Source organism: Fluviicola taffensis DSM 16823 (assembly GCF_000194605.1).
Taxonomy (GTDB): Bacteria; Bacteroidota; Bacteroidia; order Flavobacteriales_D; family Crocinitomicaceae; genus Fluviicola; species Fluviicola taffensis.
Genome location: NC_015321.1, coordinates 3,133,575 through 3,156,258 on the forward strand (window position 1 = coordinate 3,133,575; position 22,684 = coordinate 3,156,258).

A 22,684-nucleotide genomic window follows, 5' to 3' on the forward strand; every position below is an offset into this window, starting at 1 on the left:
TGTAAATATTCGTTGTGCTTTTTAAAGTTTTCCTATTGCGAACATCGTTGGTTGTTTACTCAAGTCATATGCGTTTTCTCTCCAATCTTTAATGGTTTTGGTTTGAATTCGTTCTGTGAATAAAGTCAAATTTGATGCTACACAAAGCAAAGTATCATCTGCCAATTCATTCAAAGCATCTTCAAAAACGTGCATAGATCGAAATGGAGTATCCATAAAAAGTTGAGTCTCGCCAGTTCTGCGAACTCGTTGTTCTAAATCTTTTAGTTTGCGACTACGTTCTTTTTTCTCTTTTGGTAAGTAGCCATGAAACGAAAATTGTTGGCCATTAAATCCACTTCCAATCAATGTGAGTAGGATAGAAGAAGGACCAACTGTTGGTACAACATGAATTTCACTTTCATGAGCCAATGCTACCAAAACAGCTCCTGGATCTGCAATCCCAGCACAACCAGCTTCACTAATAATTCCGATGCTTTTTCCAGCTTTCATTGCTTTTATCAAATGATGAAGTTCAGAAGCATTTGTTGATTTGTTCAGGATGTAAAATTCCGAGTCATCAATGGGGAAGGTACGATCAATTTTTCGTAACAATCTTCTTGCTGATTTTATATCTTCCACTGCAAATACACGTAGTTCACTAGCTATTTCTGCTACCTTTTGTGGAATAATATCATCTGTTGATTCTCCTCCTAGTGTGTTCGGAATAAGGTATAGTTTGCCTGCGCTCATTGTTTTGTAATTAATTGATGATTGAAAAGAAATGCATCCGTTGCATGGTCAAGAAGTTCAATAACCTCTTTGAAGTTTGCATCTGTTCCATAATAAGGATCCGGAACTTCTAAATTTTGGTTTGGATGTAATTCGTTCAAAAGTAACTTTACTTTTTCTTTCTCTTTATTGTTTCTTGCCAATTGCAAGATGTTTTGTTCATTATTTTGATCCATTGCGAAGATGATGTCATAGTTGTCAAAATCAGCAACCGAAAATTGACGCGCTCTTAATTCATCAATAGAAACACCGAAATCCAAAGAAAGTCTTCTCATACGATGATCTGGTTTTTTACCTACATGGTAATTTGCAGTACCAGCAGAATCCACTTCTAGGTTTAAACCGTGTTGTTTTGTCTTATGTCTCAGCCAGCCATCAGCCATTGGAGAGCGACAAATATTACCCAAACAAACCATCAAAATACGCATGACTTATCAATTTTCGCTTGTAAAGGTACTTTTAATACTTTGTTATTAAAAACTTTCATTCGTTCACCCAATTCGTTAGTTTGAACATTCTGTTTATTCATTTAACATTTTTTGATTACAACCAACACAACTATCTGTATCTTATTATCGTTATATTCATGTAAATCAATTGTAAAGACCATGAGACAGTTAAAGATTGTAAAACAAGTTACCAATCGGGAAACGGCTTCTCTCGATAAATACCTTCAAGAAATTGGTCGTGTTGAATTAATTACAGCTGAAGAAGAGGTAGAATTAGCAAAAAGAATTAAAGCTGGAGACAAGAGAGCGTTAGAGCGCTTAACGAAAGCGAATTTGAGATTTGTGGTTTCCGTTTCTAAACAATATCAAAATCAAGGTTTATCTCTTCCAGATTTAATCAATGAAGGAAATTTGGGATTGATTAAAGCAGCAGAACGCTTTGATGAAACTAGAGGCTTTAAGTTTATTTCTTACGCTGTTTGGTGGATTCGTCAATCAATTTTACAAGCATTGGCAGAACAAGCACGTATTGTGCGACTTCCGCTGAATAAGATTGGTACAATAAATAAAATTAACAGAGCATATAGTGAATTGGAGCAGGTTTACGAACGTCCTCCTTCAGCAGATGAATTGGCTGAGTTTTTGGAATGTTCAGTAGAAGATGTGCGCCAATCATTAGCAAATACAGCAAGACATTTATCGATGGATGCTCCATTGGTTGATGGGGATGAGAGTTCATCCAGTATGTATGATGTATTGCCAAATGACGCTTTACCGAGCCCTGAAAATGAATTGAACAAAGAATCTTTGAGAAAGGAAATTGAACGTTCGTTATCTTCTTTATCAGGACGAGAAGGGGATGTGGTAAGACTTTATTATGGATTAAATGGAAAACACGCACTCACTTTGGAAGAAATCGGAGATTTGTTCGATTTGACTAGAGAAAGAGTACGACAAATAAAAGAAAAAGCAATTCGACGCTTAAAACACACATCCCGAAGCCGGATGCTTAAATCATACCTTGGTTAAGCGGGGTCAACGTCTGTTATAAGTCGAATAGGTTTGAAATGGGGAACGCTGAAAAATTGATCCGTCAGCTCATGTAAGCGTTCCTTTACTTTCTTCTGAGGAGCTTCTTGCTCGATTTTTAAAACAATTTCTTTCAAGTAATAGTTCTGAATCCTCGCAATAACTGGGGATTCAGGACCTAAAACACGTTCATGAAACTGTTCTTTCAATAATTTACTGAAATGAAGAGCACCAGCCTCCACTAAATCTCGATCTCTGTGCTTTAGGGTAAAGCGAATAATTTTATAAAATGGGGGATAATGGTAATTTCTGCGTTCCACAATTTCATTGATTGCAAATGAGTCATAATCATGTTCTATCACTTTTTGAATCACCCAATGATCGGGGTTTCCAGTTTGAATAATTACTTTTCCACGTTTGTTTCTACGACCTGATCTTCCTGCAACCTGAGTCATAAGTTGGAAAGCACGTTCAAATGCTCTGAAATCGGTTTTATTAAGCATTAAATCGGCATCTAAGATTCCTACAAGACCTACATGATCGAAATCTAAGCCTTTTGCAACCATTTGAGTTCCAATTAAGACATCGATTTCTCGATTTTCAAAGGCTTGAATCAATTCTAAATGTCCATTTTTATTCCGAGTAGTTTCTAAATCCATTCGTCCTATACGGACATCGGGTAAAATAAGCGATAAATCATCTTCGACCTTTTCTGTTCCAAATCCAAGCATTTTCAGACGGTTACTTCCACATGCTGGACAAGTTCCTATTGGGCTTGTGTGGTAACTACAGTGATGACATTTTAAAACATTGGAATGCTTGTGGTAATTCAATGTTGTATCACAATTGATACAGTTTGGACTGAATCCACATATTTCACAGGTCCAAATGGGTGTGTATCCTCTTCTATTTTGGAAAAGAATCACTTGATCTCCATTTTTTAATACTTCAGTAATGTTCTCTAATAAAAATCTGGAAAAATGGCCGTTCAAGCTTTTTTGTTTCCGCTCCTCCTTCATATCTGCACACAAGATTTCTGGAAGTTGTACTTGAGAAAAACGTTCGGTTAAGAGAACATATCCGTATTTTCCTTCACGGGCATTTTGAAAACTCTCAATCGCTGGAGTAGCGGAACCCAACAAGGTTTTTGTTTTGAAGAAATGTGCCAAAACAATAGCCATGTCTCGTGCATTGTATCTTGGAGATGGATCGTGTTGTTTGTAAGAAGTCTCATGCTCTTCATCTACAATGACTAATCCTAAATCTTGGAATGGTAAAAAGATAGAAGAGCGCGCTCCAACTACCAATCGGAACTTATTAGGATCATTTTGAAGCACTTTGTTCCAAATTTCTACCCGTTCATTCGAGTTGAATTTGGAGTGATAAACACCAATTTTCTCTCCAAAATAAGCAGATAATCGTTGGATTAACTGAGTGGTCAATGCAATTTCAGGAACAAGGAACAATACTTGTTTTCCTGAATCAAGTACTTTACGAATGAGCTCAATGTAAATTTCGGTTTTTCCTGAACCTGTAATTCCTTGCAGTAAAACGGTGTCTTTTTCTTGATAACTGGATTCAATTTCAGTCAATGCTTTTAATTGAGCTTGGCTAAGTATGGGAAAAGTAAACTTACTTTTATCTAATGACGTAATTCTAGAAATTTCTAATCGCTCAGTTCTCAGAATGCCTTGTTTTTCCAAAGTATTCATAGCAGAAAGAGAACAGCCCTGATCCTCCAATGATTTCCGAAGAATAGGAGTGACTTGACCAGCATGAAATCCACCCAATTGTAAGATTTTCAATAAAACATGCTCTTGCTTCTGGGTTGATTTCTTTTGTGAGAGCAGTTCGAAAAATTCATTTAGAATACTATCTGATCGATAATCCTCATGGATCACTACAAATAGGCCTGTTTTAGGAGAAAATTTATTCGAAACTTCTTCTAAGGTTAAAACAATATTCTTTTCAAGTAAGGCTTTGATTAAGGGTTGAATAGTTTTGATTCCAATGATCTCTGAAATTTCCTTTAAATCAAGAGTTTCTTTAATTTCTAGTGCTTCTATAACTAAATATTCGCGGTCGCTAAGTGCGGATTTTTCACCATCAAAATCTGGATGAATGACAATTTTTGTTTCACTTGCCAGTTTGAAATTAGCTGGAAGAGCTGCATTCATGACATCTCCAATTGGAGCCATATAGTATTCAGACATCCACTTCCAAAACGAAAATTGTTTCTTTGTGATTAGAGGTGTTTCATCCAGAATATGTTCGATGTATTTTGCTTGATAAATCTTAGGTGCTTCTTGATGTATTTTGGTAATAATTCCAGTGTATAGCTTGCCTTTTCCAAAGGGAACGATTACTCTCAAGTATTCTTGAATCAACTCATTCATTTCGAAAGGAACACGATAAGTGAATTCCTGACTTAATGGAATGGGTAAAATAATATCAACAAAAAGAGTTATTCGCTCGCTCATGAAACAAAGTTAATGAACTAAAAAGAAAAAGTCCCATTTCAATGAAATGGGACTTCCGTAAATTGAATTTGTTTATTGACAATACCAGCTTTCAACATTATCCGTAATGTGATCACTACAAAAAGAGAAGGAACCAGTGATTGCACCGATACATAGTTCTCTTGTGGATAATTTATCCAGTGCTCTATAAGCTGGAACAGCTGGATTATAACTAACCTTTTCTTGTTTTACAGTAAGCCTTGAACTAAAGAGACCAATGACAGGACCGCCATCAGTTCTAGTTAAATTTGTAAAACTAGGCTTGTTTTGCGCTAATGATGAACTAGGTTTGTTCACTAGAATGTATTTACTTAATTCATCTGAACCACCTGTAATATATAATTTTAAGGAAGTGAATTTTCTTTTGTTTATAGTTGCATCAGAGGTACAGTTTTGTCTTACTAAGTTGTAAAAAGATTCTCCATTTATTATAAATGATGAATTGGATCCTTGAATTTGATCTCCAATAAATTCTCCTATTTTCCACATAAAAGATTTCTGAACTGAATCTCCATTGAAATATTCCTTAAAGGAAAACTCTAGTCGAGCATCAACCACTTTTGCATTCCCATTGGCAGCTGTTACAGTTGTTGATGTGTATTCCTCCGTACCACTTACTGTTTTTCTGAACTTATAATTTCCACCATTTGCAGACGGAGTTGTAATAGACAGTCCATTTACCAATTTAGTTTCTGCATTTACTACAATATCACCACCATTGATTGATGCTTTCAATTTGTAAATTGCATTGGCATTGTCTTTTAAAGCCTTTGTCAAATTTTGTTCAGTAACGGCAGGTGCGTTTGCATTATTAAAGGCTTCTGTCTTGAAAAAATAGACTTTTTGATGTGGACTGTAGAATGCGCCAGGTGCTTTTGTGTTTAAAATGGTTTCTTGCAAAGTCCAAGTGCGGTATTTCGTAGAAACATTTGTAGCAGGATTTGGAAGCCACTCTTCAATGGTAATAACAGCATCAGCAAAGTAACTTGAATCTTCTATCAGAGCAACATCCAATGCATTATTCGATCCAGAAAAAGTGCGTGTTAATTTCACGTAATGCAGTGAGTCATTTCTATCTAATAATCCAAATAAAACAGGTGTTTCCACATGATCTCCTGAAAAATCGAAATCTTCCTTACAAGAAGTTAAAAATAATAGAGAACCTAGAATGAAAGAATAAAGTGAAAATTGGAGAAATCTCATAAGTATACAATTTGGTTCAAAAATACGATATAATATCTAAAGTAAGTGTGTTTAAAATCAATGGAAACTACGGTTAAATCAATTCTTTACCCTATTAAATCTCATGGCTTTTAGCATCCAATTCGGTAAAAAAGCTCCTGGTTTTTTGTTTTTGAGATGGATGTACCAACCTAGTTTCTTCATTACAGGAACTTTATGTGTCTCCACAAATTCAATCCATGTGCCATCTGGATCTTCAATATAGCTAAAACGCCCACCTGCTTCTCCCATGTCAAACGTTTTTCCAGAGTCTACTGTAAAGGGAAAACCAAGTTCTTCACATTCTTTCTGTAAATCATCCATTCCCTGAACATCGAAACACAAATGAATGAATCCCCAATCTCCCCAAAAACGGTCTTTAAAAATAGATTTTGAGTCAGTTCGTTCAACTGCTTGAATCAATTCAATTTGAGTGGGACCAAGTAATTTCGCAAATGGACCTTTACGAGCTTCAGAATGTTGTAATAGTACACGTCTTACTTTCTGATTTCCATTTGGAACATTGTTGAAAGCTTCAAAAGTTTCTGTTGTGTCATAGACAATTTGATCGTATCCCAATATCTTTTGGTACAAAGGCAATGCTTTTTCGATAGAGCTTACTCCAATCATGGATCCAGCAACACCTCCTGTTTTTCCTTCAAATTTGGTATCCATAAACCATCCCGATCCTTCAACGATATCGAAAAGATTTCCATTAGGGTCTTCTACTAGAAAGTGAAGGCTTCCGTTTGGTAATTCTTGAGGTTCAGACAAAACTTTCGCTCCTTTTTTTACCAAAAAATCATACGTTACTTTTACATCTTTAGATTTTATTCTACAGGCATATAGTCCGAAATCACCTAATAGGATAGGAGAGGTGCTTTTTTCTGTTGGTCTGGAGGTAAATTGCCAAATTTCAAATCCGCCACCGCTTTCCATGGAAAGTGCTAATGTTGCTGTTCTTGAATGAATGACTCCACCAGTGTAACGAGTCATTAATGGAGCTTCAGCTGCTTCTTCAAAAATGCGTACATCTACACCAAAGTGCTCTCTATACCATTTCCAAATTGATTGAACGTCAGGAACACCAATTCCCATTTGTTGAATACCACAGATGATTTTTGTCATTTTTTGAATTTGTTGCGAATTTAATAGTTCTTGAATTATTAACGAAATGCTCGTTCATGGAATATGATAAATCCATAGGTGAATTGAAAAGCCAATGGGCTTTTTTGCTTGGGAAAATAATTCAACGAAGCCCTTATTGGACCTAAGGGTGAATGATAAATTGCTGTAAGAGAAGCAACTTGTGATTCTCCTTTAAAAGGTTTAGAATATCCAAAAGTACCGTCGTCATTTTTCTTAATGGAAATAAATGGTTGATACCAATAACCATCTAAACGAATATCAATGTTTTTGCGTAACGAGAAAATAATATTAACTCCTCCACCAATATATTGTGGAGATCGGTATTCTGTGAAAAAATAAGTTTGAAGATCGGGAAGTGGCTGAAAAGCATTCATGTTTAGCAATGTTGCTGTGTAATTTTTGAGTAATGAAAGATTGGTAATACTTGCCAAACCATGTAGCCCAAAAGAAAAATACTTGGTGCTCAATGGAAAACTTTGAATTTCCCCTCGAATATTAAACCAATGATGCCCATTTCGATAATCATAATCTTCTAAGGATGTTGAACCAGCAGTACTGTGCTCAACGGCACCGCTATAAATTGCTTTGAATTGAGCAAGTGTTCCTGATGAAGCCCATTGTTTTCTGTTTAATGAGTTGTGTTCAAGAGTTAAAATCAAACAATCTCCAAATAGAATTGTACGATCGGTGGTGTCTTTATTGGTGAATTCACTGGATTGGTAGTAACGATCCTGTGTCTCAAAATGACGATAGTCGAGCGAGAATTTTGAATTATTGAAAATGGGTAGTTTTATTCCCCCCCCAATATATGCTTCGTTCTGAACGAGGAATGATGGTTTTTCGTCATCAAAAAAAGTAGTGAAACTTTTGAAATAATCCCAACGGTTAATAACACCATAAATATTCGCCGATATTGGATAGTACGAAGGAAAATGTAAGTCAATATTAGCTCTCCCAGAATTGTAAAATTTCCCAAAATATCCTCCAACTTGAATGGTGCTTGCGATTTTGTCTAAGCGCATATAGTTCAGTTGAATAAAGCCAGTGTTAATAGCTCTTGTACTAACAATCCCGCCAAAGTCTATACGGAATGGTTTCGATTCTGTGACTTTAAGATTTAATGCAAAAGTCGAATCCGATTTTGCTTGTAATGTTGGGTACAAGTACTTAATTTGAGGAGTTGCATAGGTTCTGAAATAGCGACGTTTAAAACGACCTCCAGTGATTAACTGACCTTTATTGTTTTTTAAGATTGATTTTCGAACGTAACTTTCGTCAAGACCATATTTGTTAGAGGTATTTACCTCTGAAATTACAAATGGTTTTATGTTTGATTTAAATAAATTTCTTTTTTGATTTAAATCATCCAATGATATTCGATAATCGACCATTTTTTTTATGCTATCCATCATTGAAATGGTCGATTCGTATCCCGCTCTAATTGCTTCATCAACATCGTCAAAATCAAATGTGCTAATGTCTGATTTTGGCTCAATAATAATTCCTGATTCACATGGTATTTTAAAAGATGTATGTGTTACAAGCATGTTTGTCAATTGGCTAATCAGGTCGTCTTCTCTAGGTGGGCCTGCATTGTAAGAGACATTACTTCCTATGATAAAGTCAACTGGAAAGTTATTGTACATCACATCTGAAGGGAAGTTGTTGTAAAGTCCTCCATCAAAATATAGTACACCATTTATTCGAATAGGGTTTACATAAAATGGGAATGTCATGGAAGCACGAACTGCTTCATTTAACTGTCCCGTTGAAAAAACGACTCCCTGCTTGGCGACAATATCACTTGCGACACATCTGAAAGGAACGAAAAGGCTGTCAAAATTATACGATTTTGAAGCTCCCGCTAAAGCAAAAAGACGCAACATTTCAAAATCCAATAATTCGGGTCTGATAAAGTTTGTAGGTAAAGATTTACTGAAAATACTATCTAAAGAGAATGAAAAGTTAATTCCTGAGGCGTTTTCATTGTCTTCTCGTAACAAAAATTCATAGCGTTGCTCAATTTCCCCTTTTGACATTAATTGGAATTTATTGCTTAACACATAGTTCTCAATTTCTAATGGAGAATAGCCACAGGCATACATTGCACCAACTAATGCGCCTGATGAAGTTCCTGTAATATAGTTAATGGGAATATTATTTTCTTCGAGTGCTTTCAAAACACCTATATGCGCAAAACCAGCAGCTCCACCGCCACTCAGCACGACTCCAACTCCCTGTGCTCTAGATTGATACGCGAGCGCAATGAGAAATAAGGATATAGTTAGTTTTTTTGCTAATTGCATTGCTTCAAAAGTAGTTAATTATTGCCTAAAATAATTGGCTTTTTGCCTTATTTCTATCCTGTTTAGTAAAGCTCTGAGCTTTTATCTACTTTTGTACTCTCAAATAATTGAATTGTCTTTATGAAAATTGTACTTAAAACATTTTATGGTTTAGAAGATGTACTTGCTGATGAACTAAAAGAATTAGGTTATCCAGAAAGTGTAAAATTGAATAGAGCTGTTCAAATTGAAGGAGAATGGAAAGATGTTTATTTCCTAAATCTACATATTCGTTGTGCGATTTCAGTATTGGTTGAGTTGCGCAAATTTCCCGTAACTACGGAGAAAGATTTGTATACCGAAGCGAAGAAAATTAACTGGTCAGCCCTTTTTGATGTCCGAAAAACATTTGCTGTAAAAGGAGCTGTTAATTCATCCCTTTTTAATCATTCTCAATTCCCGTTTTTACTCATAAAAGATGCGATTGTAGATCATTTTCGCGACGTAAAAGGTGAAAGACCAGATATCAATGTAAAATCGCCCCAAGTTGTTATCGATCTGTATGTGCGCGAAAATGAAGCTGTGATTTCGGTAAATACTAGCGGAGTTCCATTGTTTCAGAGAGGTTATCGCCAATCAACAGGGGATGCGCCATTGAATGAAGTCGTTGCAGCTGCATTACTTCGGATGACAGAATGGGACAAGAAAACAACTTTGATTGATCCTTTCTGTGGATCAGGAACGTTGTTAATCGAAGCTGCTTTACTTGCTGCAGGAATTCCTTCAAATATTGAAAGAACTCATTACGCCTTTAAAAATATGGCGAACTATGATGCTCCTTTGTGGGAAGAAATCCACGCAAAAGCGAATAAAGTGGTGAAAGAACTTCCTTGTACGTTGATTGGGGGAGATATAGATTCTCAAATGGTCATGAAATCCAAACGAAATCTACGAGGCTTTTCATTCGGGCGATTTGTAGAAGTTCATAATGCTGCATTGGAAGAATTTCCATTTCCAGAAGGACCAGCAGTTTTAATCACAAATCCTCCTTATGGCGAACGTTTGGAAACAGACGTGGAAGAATTGTACGGAACACTAGGAAGTATCATGAAACACCGTTTGATGGGGTATTCCTGTTTTGTGATTTCATCTAGCGAGGCTGGTTTCAAATACTTGGCTCTTAAGCCAGATAAGAAATACAAATTGTTTAATGGCGATTTGGAGTGTTCTTTCCGAAAGTATTCTATCTACGAAGGATCTAAGAAAGGAGTCGATCCATCAGAAATTAAGGAGTAATTAGTATACGTTCAGAGATCATTTTCTCATTGTCAAAGTATACAAATGTGTAAACTCCAACGGACAATGCCGAGATAGTTATGCCATTACTTTCTGTAGGCGAATAGTTCAGTTTAATTTCTTTTCCAGTAACATCATAGAGTTTCGATGCAAGTAATGTTTTGATATCCCCAGTGATATGTATGCTTCCACTGGAAGGGTTTGGATAAATGGTTAATTCATTGATTCTTTTTGGTTTGATGGATTTCAAATCTTGATACCTGATTGTTCCGTCAAAATCGGTTTGAGACAAGCGGTAATAACTGACGATATCCAAATATGGATCGTAATCGTATATTTTATAGCGAAGAGGATTTAAACTAGTTCCTGCACCCTTCATAGAACCAACATACTCAAAGTGAATTCCATCTGCGCTGCGCTCAATTGTGAAGTAATCATTGTTGAGTTCTGTTTCTGTCCACCAATCACAAGTAACAGCATTGTTTTCCAAAGAAACGGTGAATGCCGTTAATTCTATTGGAAGAACACTGTTGCAATTCACGCAAGTTGCTCCGCTTGAAGTTGTTGAGTAGGTGATGATTTCATCGGCTCTGTTAGCTCTTCCTGAAACTCGTATTGTTCCTGGACCAGCCAAAGTGTAGCTATCATTTAAAGTAGAATTGCTCCCACCTTGCTGAAAAATTTTACCTCCTCCTATAATATCGACTTTAACAACATCACAAGTCTGGCAATTTCCGTCAGCTCCTGAAGCATTCGTGCATCCTGGTCGGTCGCGCATGGTAGCACTTACAGTATATGTACATCCTGCAGGTACATTAATGTCAACTTGCATAGGCAAATAACCAGCATCGCAATTTCCACCAACGGAAGGAGAGCAGTTAGGGCCTCCAACACTTGTTAGATTACACCCGCTTAAACATCCGCATCCAGGTCCACTAACGCCAATTGCTCCAGATGGGCATTGAGAAAATCCTGTGGAGAAAGTTCCGATGAAGAATAGTGTAAGAACTATGAATTGTTGAAATTGTTTCATTTTGTTTGAGAAAAATAATGTGTCAAATTTGATACTGCTAATTTATAGTAACTATTTAGTGCTTTATTTATGAGTAGGTTATGCTTTGGATAATTTTTGAAGTTGACTAAATTGATTTTGTTTAATTCTATGTGAAGCGAATATTATTTTTTGAGAAGTGGTGAAACCAAATAATTCAGATTACTTTTGCACCGCGATTTGGTTCCCGATTTTTTTCGGGATTAAAAGGGAATCCAGTGTAAATCTGGAGCTGTTCCCGCAACTGTAAGAGTCCATATTTAATTTGTAATACCACTGATCCGATACGGGTTGGGAAGGTTAATTAAAGGACTGAGTCAGGAGACCTGCCAATCTGCATGTACTGTAGCTTTCGGTGAAAAAGTGAAGGGGCGGATTGTCAAGTTATACATTGACGCATCATTCCTTTTTCATCATTTTAATAAAACAAACCTGACGATAAGTGTTGGGATAAAACAAAAAAAAGATGAAAAAAATCCAAGTATTACTTTGTGGATTAATCTTAACTACTACAACTATTAAACTTCAAGCGCAAACTACTTTTCGATTGGAATTGATTGCTGAAGGTAATTTTGGAAGCACAAACGGAGATGTTTTTGTGCGTAATACAATGGTGAATCCAGCTACTACTTCTGCTGGAATGTATCAAACAGCAAATAGTACTATTGGGTTTAATGTACTTCAGGATTATGTGATTGCTGGAAATAAAGCAATTCTCGCTGAGAAACCAAATGGTGCTGGTCGTATTGCAATTGTAAATTATCCATCGATGACGTTGGTACAGACTTTTGCTCAAGCTCCTCAAAACTTAGGGGTTGCAAGTCCCACAAAAGCTTATGCTTGCTATGCGCAAGGAGGAGTTGTTTCATTGATTGATTTGATGAACAACACATTGACTCCAGTTATTGAACCAAACAATGAAATTACTACTTACAGTAATCACATGAAGTTTGCCAACGGATTTATGTATGTAGATCAGGGGCAACAATTGGTGAAAATAGATACGATTACAAATACAGTGGTTGCTAAATTTAATCCTGGAGTAGGTTCAATTGCAGGAATTACCTATGATAATCAGGGGAAACTATGGGTGATTGGCGGAACAAACCTTGTTTCGATTGATGTATTAAATGCTGATGCTTTGGGAACACCCGTAAATCTGGGGGTGAGCGGAAAGCTACTGCGTTATTACAATAACAAATTGTATTTCTGGACTCTAAGCAACAAAAAGTTGTTTCAATATGACATTGTTACTCCTCCTGTACTCCCTTTAACAGCTGTTTATACGAGTTTACTTACTGGTTCATGGGATTTTGGTTATGGGAGATCTTTTGATGTTGATCAAACTACCGGTGATTTTGTCATTGCTACGGCTTCGGCTTTTACAGGACCTTCTGGATATGAGGTAGTTGATGGAGCAACTTTTACACTGATTGAATCAGGAAGTATTGCAGGTTGTATTGGTGCGAATAAATGTGTTTTGAAAACATTTCATCAACCAACTGGGCCAGCTCCTGTTCCTGATCAGGCTTCACTTTCAACTGTTTCAGGTCAATGTAGTGCCACAGTAATAGCTCCAACTGCAGATAATGGTGTAGTAACGGGAACAACATCAAATCCTACGAGTTATACTTCGCAAGGAACTTATACAATTACGTGGACTTTTACCAATGGGAATGGAACGACGACTCAAACTCAATCGGTTGTGGTTGATGATACAACTGATCCTTTAATTCCAATTTTGAATGATGCTACAGGAACTTGTTCGGTTACTCCAATAGCTCCAACAACTATTGATAATTGTGCAGGAACAATTACAGGAACAACTGCAACCGCTTTTCCAATTACTACAATTGGAACAACTGAAATAGAATGGACTTTCAATGATGGAAATGGAAATAGCATTACTGTTACTCAAGACATTGTTGTAACTGATAATACTGCTCCTGTAGCAACTTCACTTTCGTCTTTGAATATTGCATGCAATGACGTGATTACAACAATCCCAACGGCTACAGATAATTGTGCTGGTACAATCACTGCAACAACAACTGATCCATTGACTTATGCAACTCCAGGAACTTATACTATTGATTGGGTATTTGCAGATGGAAATGGAAATACTGCGAATGAATCACAAACCGTTGTAGTTTCTTGTTCGAGTGCAGGGTTGGGTGATTTAACGACTTCTGATTTATTGATTTATCCAATTCCAGCATCCAATTCGTTGAATATAGAGTCTGTTGCGTTGGGTGGTGAATTAGCAATCGTTTATGATGCACAAGGTCAAAAAGTATTGGAAACAAGTTTAGAAAGTGCTAAATCGACCTTGAATATTTCCGCTTTGGTGAATGGTTTCTACTTCTTGAAAGTGGGAAATTCAAGTGCTCGATTTGTAGTGAGTAAATAAAGATAAACCCACCACTATTCGAAATAGGCTGTCTACTTCGGTGTGGATAGCCTTTTTTAATTAAGAATGCCGATTAGTGATTAGCAAGTGAGAGAGTGACTCTTGCTTGCTAGGGGATATGCTCTTGAAGCATTTTGACGTAATTCCGCAATATTACGTCATTAGTCAAAACAAATAATTCTCTATGTGTTCTATATGCTCTATGTCATTTTATTATTCTAACTACAATAGGTCATAGACACATAGTTTTCAATGATTAGTTACAAACAAAAAAAGGTGCCTGCCGAAACAAACACCTTTCATGATATATAAAATAACTAAGTCCTTATGGTTTTTCTGTCTTTCAAGACAGAACCTAAGTTTTCATCAGCTATTACTGATTCTTATCCTCTTTTTGCAATTGGAACGTATTCTCTTGTAGTTTCTCCCGTATAGATTTGTCTTGGACGACCAATTGGCTCCCCACCTTCAGACATTTCTTTCCATTGTGCAATCCATCCTGGTAAACGACCTAATGCAAACATTACTGTAAACATTTCAGATGGAATTCCAAGTGCTTTGTAGATGATTCCAGAATAGAAATCTACATTTGGATACAGGCTTCTTGATTTGAAGTATTCGTCTTCCAAAGCATATTTCTCCAATTTTTTAGCGATATCCAATAATGGATCATTGATTTTCAATTTCTCCAATACATCATCAGCAGCTTTCTTAATGATTGTTGCACGTGGATCGAAGTTTTTGTAAACGCGGTGACCAAATCCCATCAAACGGAATGGGTCATCTTTGTCTTTTGCTTTTAATACCCATTTATCAACATCACCACCATCGTTGTGGATTTTCTCCAACATTTCGATTACTGCTTGGTTAGCACCACCGTGAAGCGGTCCCCAAAGAGCAGAAATACCAGCAGAAATAGATGCATATAAGTTTGCTTGAGATGAACCAACGATACGAACTGTAGATGTAGAACAGTTTTGTTCGTGGTCAGCATGAAGAATCAATAATTTGTTCAATGCATCAACAACAACTGGATCAACTTTGTAATCTTCAGTTGGCATTGCAAACATCATATATAAGAAGTTCTTTACGTAATCGTATTCGTTCTTAGGGTACATGAACGGGTGACGCATCGAGTTTTTGTAGGACCAAGCTGCAAGAGTTGGTAATTTTGCTAACAAACGTAAGATCGTTCTGTTCTTTTTCTCAGCACTTCTATTTGGATCTAAAGATTCTGGATAGAATGTAGAAAGTGAACAAACCATAGATGACAATACTCCCATTGGATGTGCTTGAGCTGGGTAAGCTTCGAAGAACTGCTTCATGTCTTCGTGAACCAATGTGTGTTTTGTAATGCTTGAGATGAAATCATCTAATTGAACTTGTGTTGGCAATTCACCATAGATCAACAAGTAAGCAACTTCAATAAAAGTAGCGCTTTCTGCAAGCTGCTCAATCGGGTAGCCACGGTAACGAAGGATTCCCTCTTCACCATCTAAAAAAGTGATAGCACTAGTGGTAGCACCTGTGTTTTTGTAACCTGTGTCTAAAGTTACATAGCCTGTTTCTTGACGTAGTTTTGAAATGTCTATAGCCAATTCATTTTCTGTACCTTGTACAACTGGGAATTCGTAAACCTTCCCATCTAATTCGATTTTCGCAATTTTGCTCATGATGATCTATAAGAGTGTATTATCTAACAATTTTATTAGCCGCACTAAATTAATAAAGAATTGAATATAATAATCCTCAAAAACCAATCTTTTTTTGCAAAATAACTATAGGTACTTGTTAAGCTAGCAATGATAAACTTTTCAATAAGCTCAAATAGCTGGAAGAGTTTGGTTTACAATTTGGGAACAAACTTGTTGTAACTTATAAAGGCGTAAATTGAATTCCCAATCTCAACAAAGAATACATGATTTATTACTGCAGTCTTTTCGCAGTTGATAAAACGAATGGATACAAACTACATCAAGACCAATCTAAATCATTAGAAGACTTATGTAATTTAACTATTCCAATTGGAACTATCTCCGTGTTTTACTACTTCAATAGCTCCAAAGTTGATAAATAGATTCTAAACTCTCTAGAATCTTCTCTTATAAATTGTCTATAGTATAATTAAACATCATTTGGAAGAGGTGGTTTCGAGTGTTTCCACCATAAATTCCATGGTTTTTATCCGGGTAAATAAATAAGTCGAATTGTTTGTTTGCTTTTACCAAAGCAGTGATGAATTCCATTGTGTTTTGATAATGTACATTGTCATCAGCAGAACCATGAATCAATAATAATTTTCCCTTCAATTTTCCCGCATGGTTTACAGGTGAATTATCATCGTAACCAGCAGCGTTTTCTTGTGGCGTTCTCATGAAACGTTCGGTGTAGATGTTGTCGTAATTTCGCCAGTTGGTAACAGGGGCAACTGAAATTCCCATTTTAAATACATCGGCTCCTTTTGTTAGGGCTAATGAAGTCATAAAACCACCGTAGCTCCAGCCCATGATTCCAATTCTATTTGGGTCAACAAAAGATTCTTTTTGAAGGTTTTTAGCTACTGCGATCAAATCTTCTGTTTCTAATTTTCCCAATTGCAAGTAGGTTGATTTTTTGAATTGGGCTCCTTGAAATTGTGTCCCTCTGGTATCTACACAAAATATGATGTAACCTTTTTGAGCTAATAATTGATGGTATAAATAATCAGCGCCATCGTAATTATTGGTAACCATGTTGCTACCAGGTCCACAATAGACATTGAAATACACAGGATATTTCTTATTCGGATCAAAGTTTGCAGGCTTAATCATCCATGCGTTCAATTTTCCTGCAGCACCATCTACTTGCATGAATTCCTTTTTAATTAAACCCATTGCATCGAATTTCTTTTGAAGTTCGATGTTTGCTTCCAATACTTGAAGGGTTTTTCCATTACGATCACATAAACTGTAAATCGGAACTGTATTTGCGGAAGAACTTGTCTGAATAAAGTAATTGAATCCCGGAGCAAATTCTGCATCGTGATAGCCTGTTGCTTCTGAAATTAACTTTTTCCCCGTTCCTTTTAATTGAATAGAATAGAGTGTTTTATTCATTGCTCCATTTTCAGAAGAAGAATAAAAAACAGTTCCTTTCTTTTCGTCAATTCCGTAAAGATCCATGACATCCCAATTTCCAGTTGTAACTTGACTTAATTTTCCGTCAAAAGTAAGGTGGTAAATGTGATTGTACCCATCTTTTTCTGATGTTCGAAGCATGGATGTTCCATCTTTTAGAAGAATTACGTTGTCTGCATCTAAGTATGTATCCGAACTTTCTTCGAAGAAAATACGGTCGGTTGGTGTCTCTGGATTTGTAATTAAGTGATACTTTACCGTGCTTTGATGGCGATTCAAAGTAGATACAAATACTTCATTTTTGGTTGGTGACCACTGAAAGCGAGGAAGATATTCGAAATCACCAAGCATCGCCCCTTTGATAGTTGCGGTTTCTACATTCGCAATATGAAAACTGACTTTCGAGTTTGCTTCACCAGCTTTCGGATATTTAAAGGTATATTCCTCTGGATAAAGGTTTCCATACATGGCCATTTGAAATTGTTTGACATGCATCTCATCGAATCGCATAAAAGCTAAATATTTAGAATCGGGTGACCATTCGAATCCTTGGGTGATTGCAAATTCTTCTTCATAAACCCAGTCAGTAGTGCCATTGATGATACTGTTTAATCTCCCATCGAATGTAATTTGCTTCTCTGCATTGTTAACTAAGTCATAAACAAATAGATTATTGCCAGCTACGAAGCCTAGTTTCGTTTCATCAGGAGAGAAAGTTCCAAGTGTTTGCTGTTGATTGGTGGCATGAATTTTTCGAATTTCTTTCTTTTCGATATTATAAGCATAATAAGTAGTCGAATAACTATGTCTATAAATTGATTTTGTATTCGATTGAATCAATAGCCATTTTCCACTTTTACTTAGATTAACATCATCAAATTCCAATGTTTTTCCTTCGAATTGAATATCAGAAAGATTCACTAGAGTTGTTCCAGCACCTTTGTAATCCTTGAATTGAAACTTCTTCAGTAGTGATTTACCACCTTCTTCCACTATTTTTGTGAAAGATTGACCATCACTCAAAGCTGTAAAACCATCTATGCGTTTTGCGTAGAATTCACCAGATTTCCAAATGCTTTCTACACTTAATTTTTGAGCAAATCCTAATGATGCAATGCAAATGAAGGAAAGGAACAATTTAATTTTCATACGATCTAATTTGATTTTAGCAAAAATAACCAAAAACCAATCCAATTATAAGTGAATTATTGATGAGTGGTGTAAAATAGTTAACAGCTTGTTTAATATCAATTTGGTTATATAAAGTGAACGTGTATAACCTTAGTTGATTGTTAACAATTATGTAATGTAGGAATAGATATTTTGACTTAACTTTGCCTCGTAAATTTCTGAATGTACTCCTTGATGCTGTGATTTTGCAGACTGAAACCATTTAGAAATGAGATATTTGGTATAATGAAATAGAAATGAAACTCATCCATAATAACAAGAGCTTCTCCCGAAGCATCTGGTGTTATTTTTCAGCAAATAAGCTGAGTGGATTTCTTATACCTTTACGCTGTATTTTATCTGTAAATTTAATAGTCAATTAGTTATGAAAAAAGCACTACTTTTTTTAGGTTTATTATCTTCTGTTGCAAACGCACAAGATTGCTCCAAATTATTCATCTCAGAATACGTTGAGGGATGGTCAAACAACAAAGCATTGGAAATTTATAATCCAACAAGTCAAGCAATAAATCTAAGTGGTTATTTTGTTGCACGTTATTCAAATGGATCAACTACAGCGACTAATTCAAATGCTATTCAATTGACAGGTACGGTTGCGGCATATTCTGTTTATGTTGCGGTTTTAGATAAGCGTGATCCTACACAAACTGGAAATGAAGCGCCTGTTTGGGATTCTTTACAAGTAAGAGCTGATGGTTTTTATTCTCCGGTTTATACTACTAATGATGCTTTTTATTGGAATGGGAATGATGCAGTTTTATTAGCAAAGGGCACATTAACTGGTCCTGCAACTGCTTTAATTACAACGGCAACAGGGTTTTCTATTGTTGATGTGTTTGGTAAAATCGGTGAGAACCCAGCAAACGAACAAGGACAGGTGGGTTCAAGCGTTGGAGGAGCTTGGTCTTCTGCTTTTCCATACAATACAGGTCAAGGGGTTTTGTTAAGTAGTGATCATTCATTGGTTCGTAAGCCAGGTGTTAAAAAAGGTGTTACCGCAAACCCAACATTCTTTAATCCGCTTGATGAATGGGATTCAATTCCAGCTGTAACAACGGTTAATGATCAAAATGGTAACCCAATTACAGGTGCAAATGGTCCTATTAAATTTGGAAACTGGTTCTCTTTAGGATGGCACAATTGTGACTGTACTCCATTGTCTGTTGATGATAATAAATTAGAGGAAGTTGCTATTTATCCAAATCCAACAACTGATGGTGTTGTTTATTTGAAAAATACACAAGCTGTAAAAGAAGTGACGATTTTGAATGCACTTGGTCAGCAAGTAAATCGTTCTACAAATAATACTTCACCTGTTATGTCTCTACGTTTGGGGTCAGATAAAGGAGTTTATTTGATTCGTATCGTTCATGAAAATGGATCGGTATTAACAAAACGAGTAGTTCTTAAGTAAATTTTATAACAAGGTCGGATTTATATCCGGCCTTCTTTTATTTAAAAAATATGTTGCGATTTATTACGACATTTCTATTGTTATTCCCATTAATTTCGTTTGCTCAAACATCAACTGTTAGAGGGACTGTTAAGGATAATGTATCAAACGAATTTATTCCGGGTGCTTATGTCAGCATGGGGACTTATAAAGCTATTTCAGATGACAATGGAAATTATGAGTTCAAGGAAGTGCCTTATGGTAAATATGTAATGACAGTTGGAGGCTTTGATTTTGATACCCTGAAATTGGATATTACAGTTAAAACAAAAGAAACCGTTGTTAACCCTGAGTTGGGAGGAAGCACTGAAATTGAAGAAATCAGAGTTACAGCCAATATTTCTTTGGATCGAAAAACACCGATTGCAATTACTAAAATTTCAGAACAAAAAATCACAGAAGAGCTAGGTTCTCGTGATTTACCCATGCTTTTAAATGCTACTCCAGGAGTTTACGCTACTCAAACAGGTGGTGGAGACGGAGATGCTCGTATTACAGTTCGTGGATTTGATCAACGAAATGTAGGTGTGTTAATTGATGGTGTTCCTGTCAATGATATGGAAAATGGTGCGGTATATTGGTCAAACTGGTTTGGTTTGGATGCGATTACGAATCAAATTCAAATTCAACGTGGATTGGGTGCAACAAAGCTTTCTATGCCATCTGTTGGAGGTTCATTGAATATTGTGACTCAAGGTATGCACAATAAGAAAGGAATTACATTCAAACAAGAATACGGAACAGGTAATTTATTAAGAAGCTCATTGTCTTACAATTCTGGAAGAACAAAAAAAGGATGGGGATTCAACTTTTCAGGTTCGTACAAACAAGGTGATGGATGGGTTGAAGGAACCAATACACAAGGTGGTTTTTATTATGGGAAGGTTCAGAAAATAATTAAGAAACACTTAGTTAGTTTATCCGCTTTCGGAGCACCTCAAAAACATGGTCAGCGTTCTTTTTATCAACCAATTCAATATTGGGATACACAAACTGCAACTAATTTAGGATCTCCTATTGATCAAACTGGAATTAAGGATAGAGGAATTCGTTTCAATGAACACTGGGGTTACATAACGAATAAAGATGGTGTCAAAGAATTGAAAAATGAGCGTTTGAATTATTACCATAAACCTCAGGTTACCCTGAAAGATTTTTGGCAAGTAAATAAGAAGCTTTCGATTTCAAATATTGCATATATGTCCATTGGTAGAGGAGGTGGTACTCGTTTGGCTAACTCTTCAGGTACATTATATACTGAGGATGGACATGTAGATTGGGATGCAATTGTAAAGGGAAATCAGGTTGATGCATTGTTTGGCGGACCAAATGTAGATTTAGCTTATTCTCCAACTGAATTGAAATCTTCACAAATACTTATCTCATCTGTAAATAACCACTTTTGGGTTGGGTATTTAGGTCAATTTCAATATGAATTGAATCCGAGATGGAGCGTTTCTGGAGGGATTGATTACCGGTATTACAAAGGAAGTCACTATCAGGAAATTACAGATTTATTAGGAGGAGATTATTATATTAGTACAAGTAATAAGAATGATCCAAATCCAATGAAGCGCAAAGGGGATAAGATTACGTTGAATACATTTAACAATGATCGTGACGCATTTGTTCAATGGGGAGGAGTATTTGGTTCCGTGGAATACTCAGGGTCTAGATGGACTGCGTTTTTAAATCTTTCTGGGGTCGTTAACGCTTACAAAGGAGTTGATTATTTTCAGAAAAAAGTACTGGAAGTTGGAGATACAACTTTGCGTATAGGTGCAAATGATACTATTCAATACAATGGCAACACCTATACGGCTTCTTCTTCTGGTTTGAAGGACTACGCTACAGATTGGAAAACGATTCCAGGTGCAACTGTTAAAGGAGGTGTCAGTTATATCTTGAATGAAAATTCGAAATTGTTTGTCAATTTGGGTTATTTATCACGAACACCCCAGTTTAGTAATGTAATTGATAACAATACAAACACATTTTTCCAAGAAATCAAGAATGAGATTATCCAAGCTGTTGAGTTAGGATATAGTTTTTCTAACAAGTATTTTGGGGTGAATGTGAATGGATACTTTACAAACTGGAAAAACAAACCTTTCCCTTATGGAGTTTCAATTCCTGATCCTGAAGATCCAACAGCATCTATTTATTTAAATATCAATGGAATGGATGCGATTCATTATGGTGGAGAATTGGATGTTGCTTACAACATTACAAAGAAATTACAAGCAGAAGCAATGGTTTCATTGGGTAACTGGACTTGGAATTCTTCCGAAACATTCTATGTACCTCAGTTAGATTATAGTTTCACATTTGATGCCAAAGGTGTACACGTTGGTGATGCTGCTCAAACAATGTTAAACTTTAGTTTACGTTACGAACCGATTAAAAGGTTGTATGTTAAGCTTCAATATCAATGGTTTGATCGTTATTATGCAGCATTTAATCCATTTTATTTGCAAGGTAATAATGCACGAAGAGAGTCTTGGAAATTGCCATCTTATGGTTTGTTAAGTGCATTTGCAGGGTACTCGATTAAAGTGAAAAAAGTCAATATATTCTTCAATGCAATGGTTTCGAATATCTTAAATTCGAAGTTCATGGCTGATGCAACAAATAGTTATTATGCACCATTCGGATCAGATGCTCAATCGGCATCGGTGGTATTCGGTCAAGGGATTCGCTATAACTTGTCTTTAGGTGTTAATTTTTAATTTTAAAAAAGAACG

The 22,684-nt window shown here is 36.1% G+C and carries 14 protein-coding genes and 1 riboswitch; of the genes, 5 read left to right on the top strand and 9 right to left on the bottom strand.

Annotated features, from left to right (window positions below; genetic code table 11):
- Positions 1 to 21 precede the first annotated feature (21 nt).
- Entirely contained in the window at positions 22 to 732 is a 711-nt protein-coding gene (locus tag FLUTA_RS13680; RefSeq protein ID WP_013687476.1) for an SAM-dependent methyltransferase, read from the bottom strand.
- A complete protein-coding gene (locus FLUTA_RS13685) occupies positions 729 to 1,199 on the bottom strand; it encodes a low molecular weight protein-tyrosine-phosphatase (RefSeq protein ID WP_013687477.1) in 471 nt (156 codons plus the stop codon). Before FLUTA_RS13685 ends, FLUTA_RS13680 begins: the two co-directional genes overlap by 4 nt.
- Before the next feature lie 180 nt (positions 1,200 to 1,379).
- Here FLUTA_RS13685 and FLUTA_RS13690 point away from each other — a divergent pair, with 180 nt between their 5' ends.
- Positions 1,380 to 2,249: a sigma-70 family RNA polymerase sigma factor gene (locus FLUTA_RS13690; RefSeq protein ID WP_013687479.1), complete on the top strand. Its 870-nt coding sequence runs from the start codon at positions 1,380 to 1,382 to the stop codon at positions 2,247 to 2,249.
- Here the strand turns inward: FLUTA_RS13690 and priA are convergent.
- The 4 genes from priA to FLUTA_RS13710 all read right to left on the bottom strand — a co-directional run bounded on the left by priA (position 2,246) and on the right by FLUTA_RS13710 (position 9,444).
- A complete protein-coding gene (priA, locus tag FLUTA_RS13695; protein ID WP_013687480.1) occupies positions 2,246 to 4,729 on the bottom strand; it encodes a replication restart helicase PriA in 2,484 nt (827 codons plus the stop codon). The two genes, FLUTA_RS13690 and priA, sit on opposite strands and share 4 nt — an antisense overlap.
- Positions 4,730 to 4,801: 72 nt before the next feature.
- Positions 4,802 to 5,971, bottom strand: a complete 1,170-nt coding sequence (locus FLUTA_RS13700; RefSeq protein ID WP_013687481.1) for a DUF4249 family protein — start codon at positions 5,969 to 5,971, stop codon at positions 4,802 to 4,804.
- A 78-nt stretch (positions 5,972 to 6,049) separates the two neighbouring features.
- Positions 6,050 to 7,117, bottom strand: coding sequence for a VOC family protein (locus FLUTA_RS13705; RefSeq protein ID WP_013687482.1), 1,068 nt, complete (start codon positions 7,115 to 7,117; stop codon positions 6,050 to 6,052).
- 38 nt (positions 7,118 to 7,155) lie between these two features.
- A complete protein-coding gene (locus FLUTA_RS13710) occupies positions 7,156 to 9,444 on the bottom strand; it encodes a patatin-like phospholipase family protein (RefSeq protein WP_013687483.1) in 2,289 nt (762 codons plus the stop codon).
- A 120-nt stretch (positions 9,445 to 9,564) separates the two neighbouring features.
- Here FLUTA_RS13710 and FLUTA_RS13715 point away from each other — a divergent pair, with 120 nt between their 5' ends.
- Positions 9,565 to 10,719 (top strand): THUMP domain-containing class I SAM-dependent RNA methyltransferase, encoded by a 1,155-nt coding sequence (locus FLUTA_RS13715; protein WP_013687484.1) that lies wholly within the window; start codon positions 9,565 to 9,567, stop codon positions 10,717 to 10,719.
- Here FLUTA_RS13715 and FLUTA_RS20880 read toward each other — a convergent pair.
- Complete coding sequence (locus FLUTA_RS20880) at positions 10,709 to 11,752, bottom strand: T9SS type A sorting domain-containing protein (protein ID WP_013687485.1); 1,044 nt, start codon at positions 11,750 to 11,752, stop codon at positions 10,709 to 10,711. The two genes, FLUTA_RS13715 and FLUTA_RS20880, sit on opposite strands and share 11 nt — an antisense overlap.
- A 181-nt stretch (positions 11,753 to 11,933) precedes the next feature.
- Positions 11,934 to 12,118: riboswitch (cobalamin riboswitch) on the top strand.
- Between the two features lie 118 nt (positions 12,119 to 12,236).
- Between FLUTA_RS20880 and FLUTA_RS13725 the strand changes: the two genes are divergently transcribed.
- The gene (locus FLUTA_RS13725) at positions 12,237 to 14,180 is read left to right on the top strand and encodes a T9SS type A sorting domain-containing protein (protein ID WP_013687486.1); all 1,944 of its coding nucleotides are present in this window, start codon (positions 12,237 to 12,239) and stop codon (positions 14,178 to 14,180) included.
- A 383-nt stretch (positions 14,181 to 14,563) separates the two neighbouring features.
- On the opposite strand, the gene FLUTA_RS13730 is transcribed toward FLUTA_RS13725, so the two are convergent.
- Both FLUTA_RS13730 and FLUTA_RS13735 read right to left on the bottom strand, forming a co-directional pair.
- Positions 14,564 to 15,853, bottom strand: coding sequence for a citrate synthase (locus FLUTA_RS13730; protein WP_013687488.1), 1,290 nt, complete (start codon positions 15,851 to 15,853; stop codon positions 14,564 to 14,566).
- Positions 15,854 to 16,282: 429 nt separating this feature from the next.
- A complete protein-coding gene (locus FLUTA_RS13735; RefSeq protein ID WP_013687489.1) occupies positions 16,283 to 18,445 on the bottom strand; it encodes a S9 family peptidase in 2,163 nt (720 codons plus the stop codon).
- A gap of 406 nt (positions 18,446 to 18,851) precedes the next feature.
- Here FLUTA_RS13735 and FLUTA_RS13740 point away from each other — a divergent pair, with 406 nt between their 5' ends.
- Both FLUTA_RS13740 and FLUTA_RS13745 read left to right on the top strand, forming a co-directional pair.
- Entirely contained in the window at positions 18,852 to 19,901 is a 1,050-nt protein-coding gene (locus FLUTA_RS13740) for a lamin tail domain-containing protein (protein WP_013687490.1), read from the top strand.
- Between the two features lie 50 nt (positions 19,902 to 19,951).
- A complete protein-coding gene (locus FLUTA_RS13745) occupies positions 19,952 to 22,669 on the top strand; it encodes a TonB-dependent receptor (protein WP_013687491.1) in 2,718 nt (905 codons plus the stop codon).
- The last annotated feature ends 15 nt before the right edge of the window (positions 22,670 to 22,684 follow it).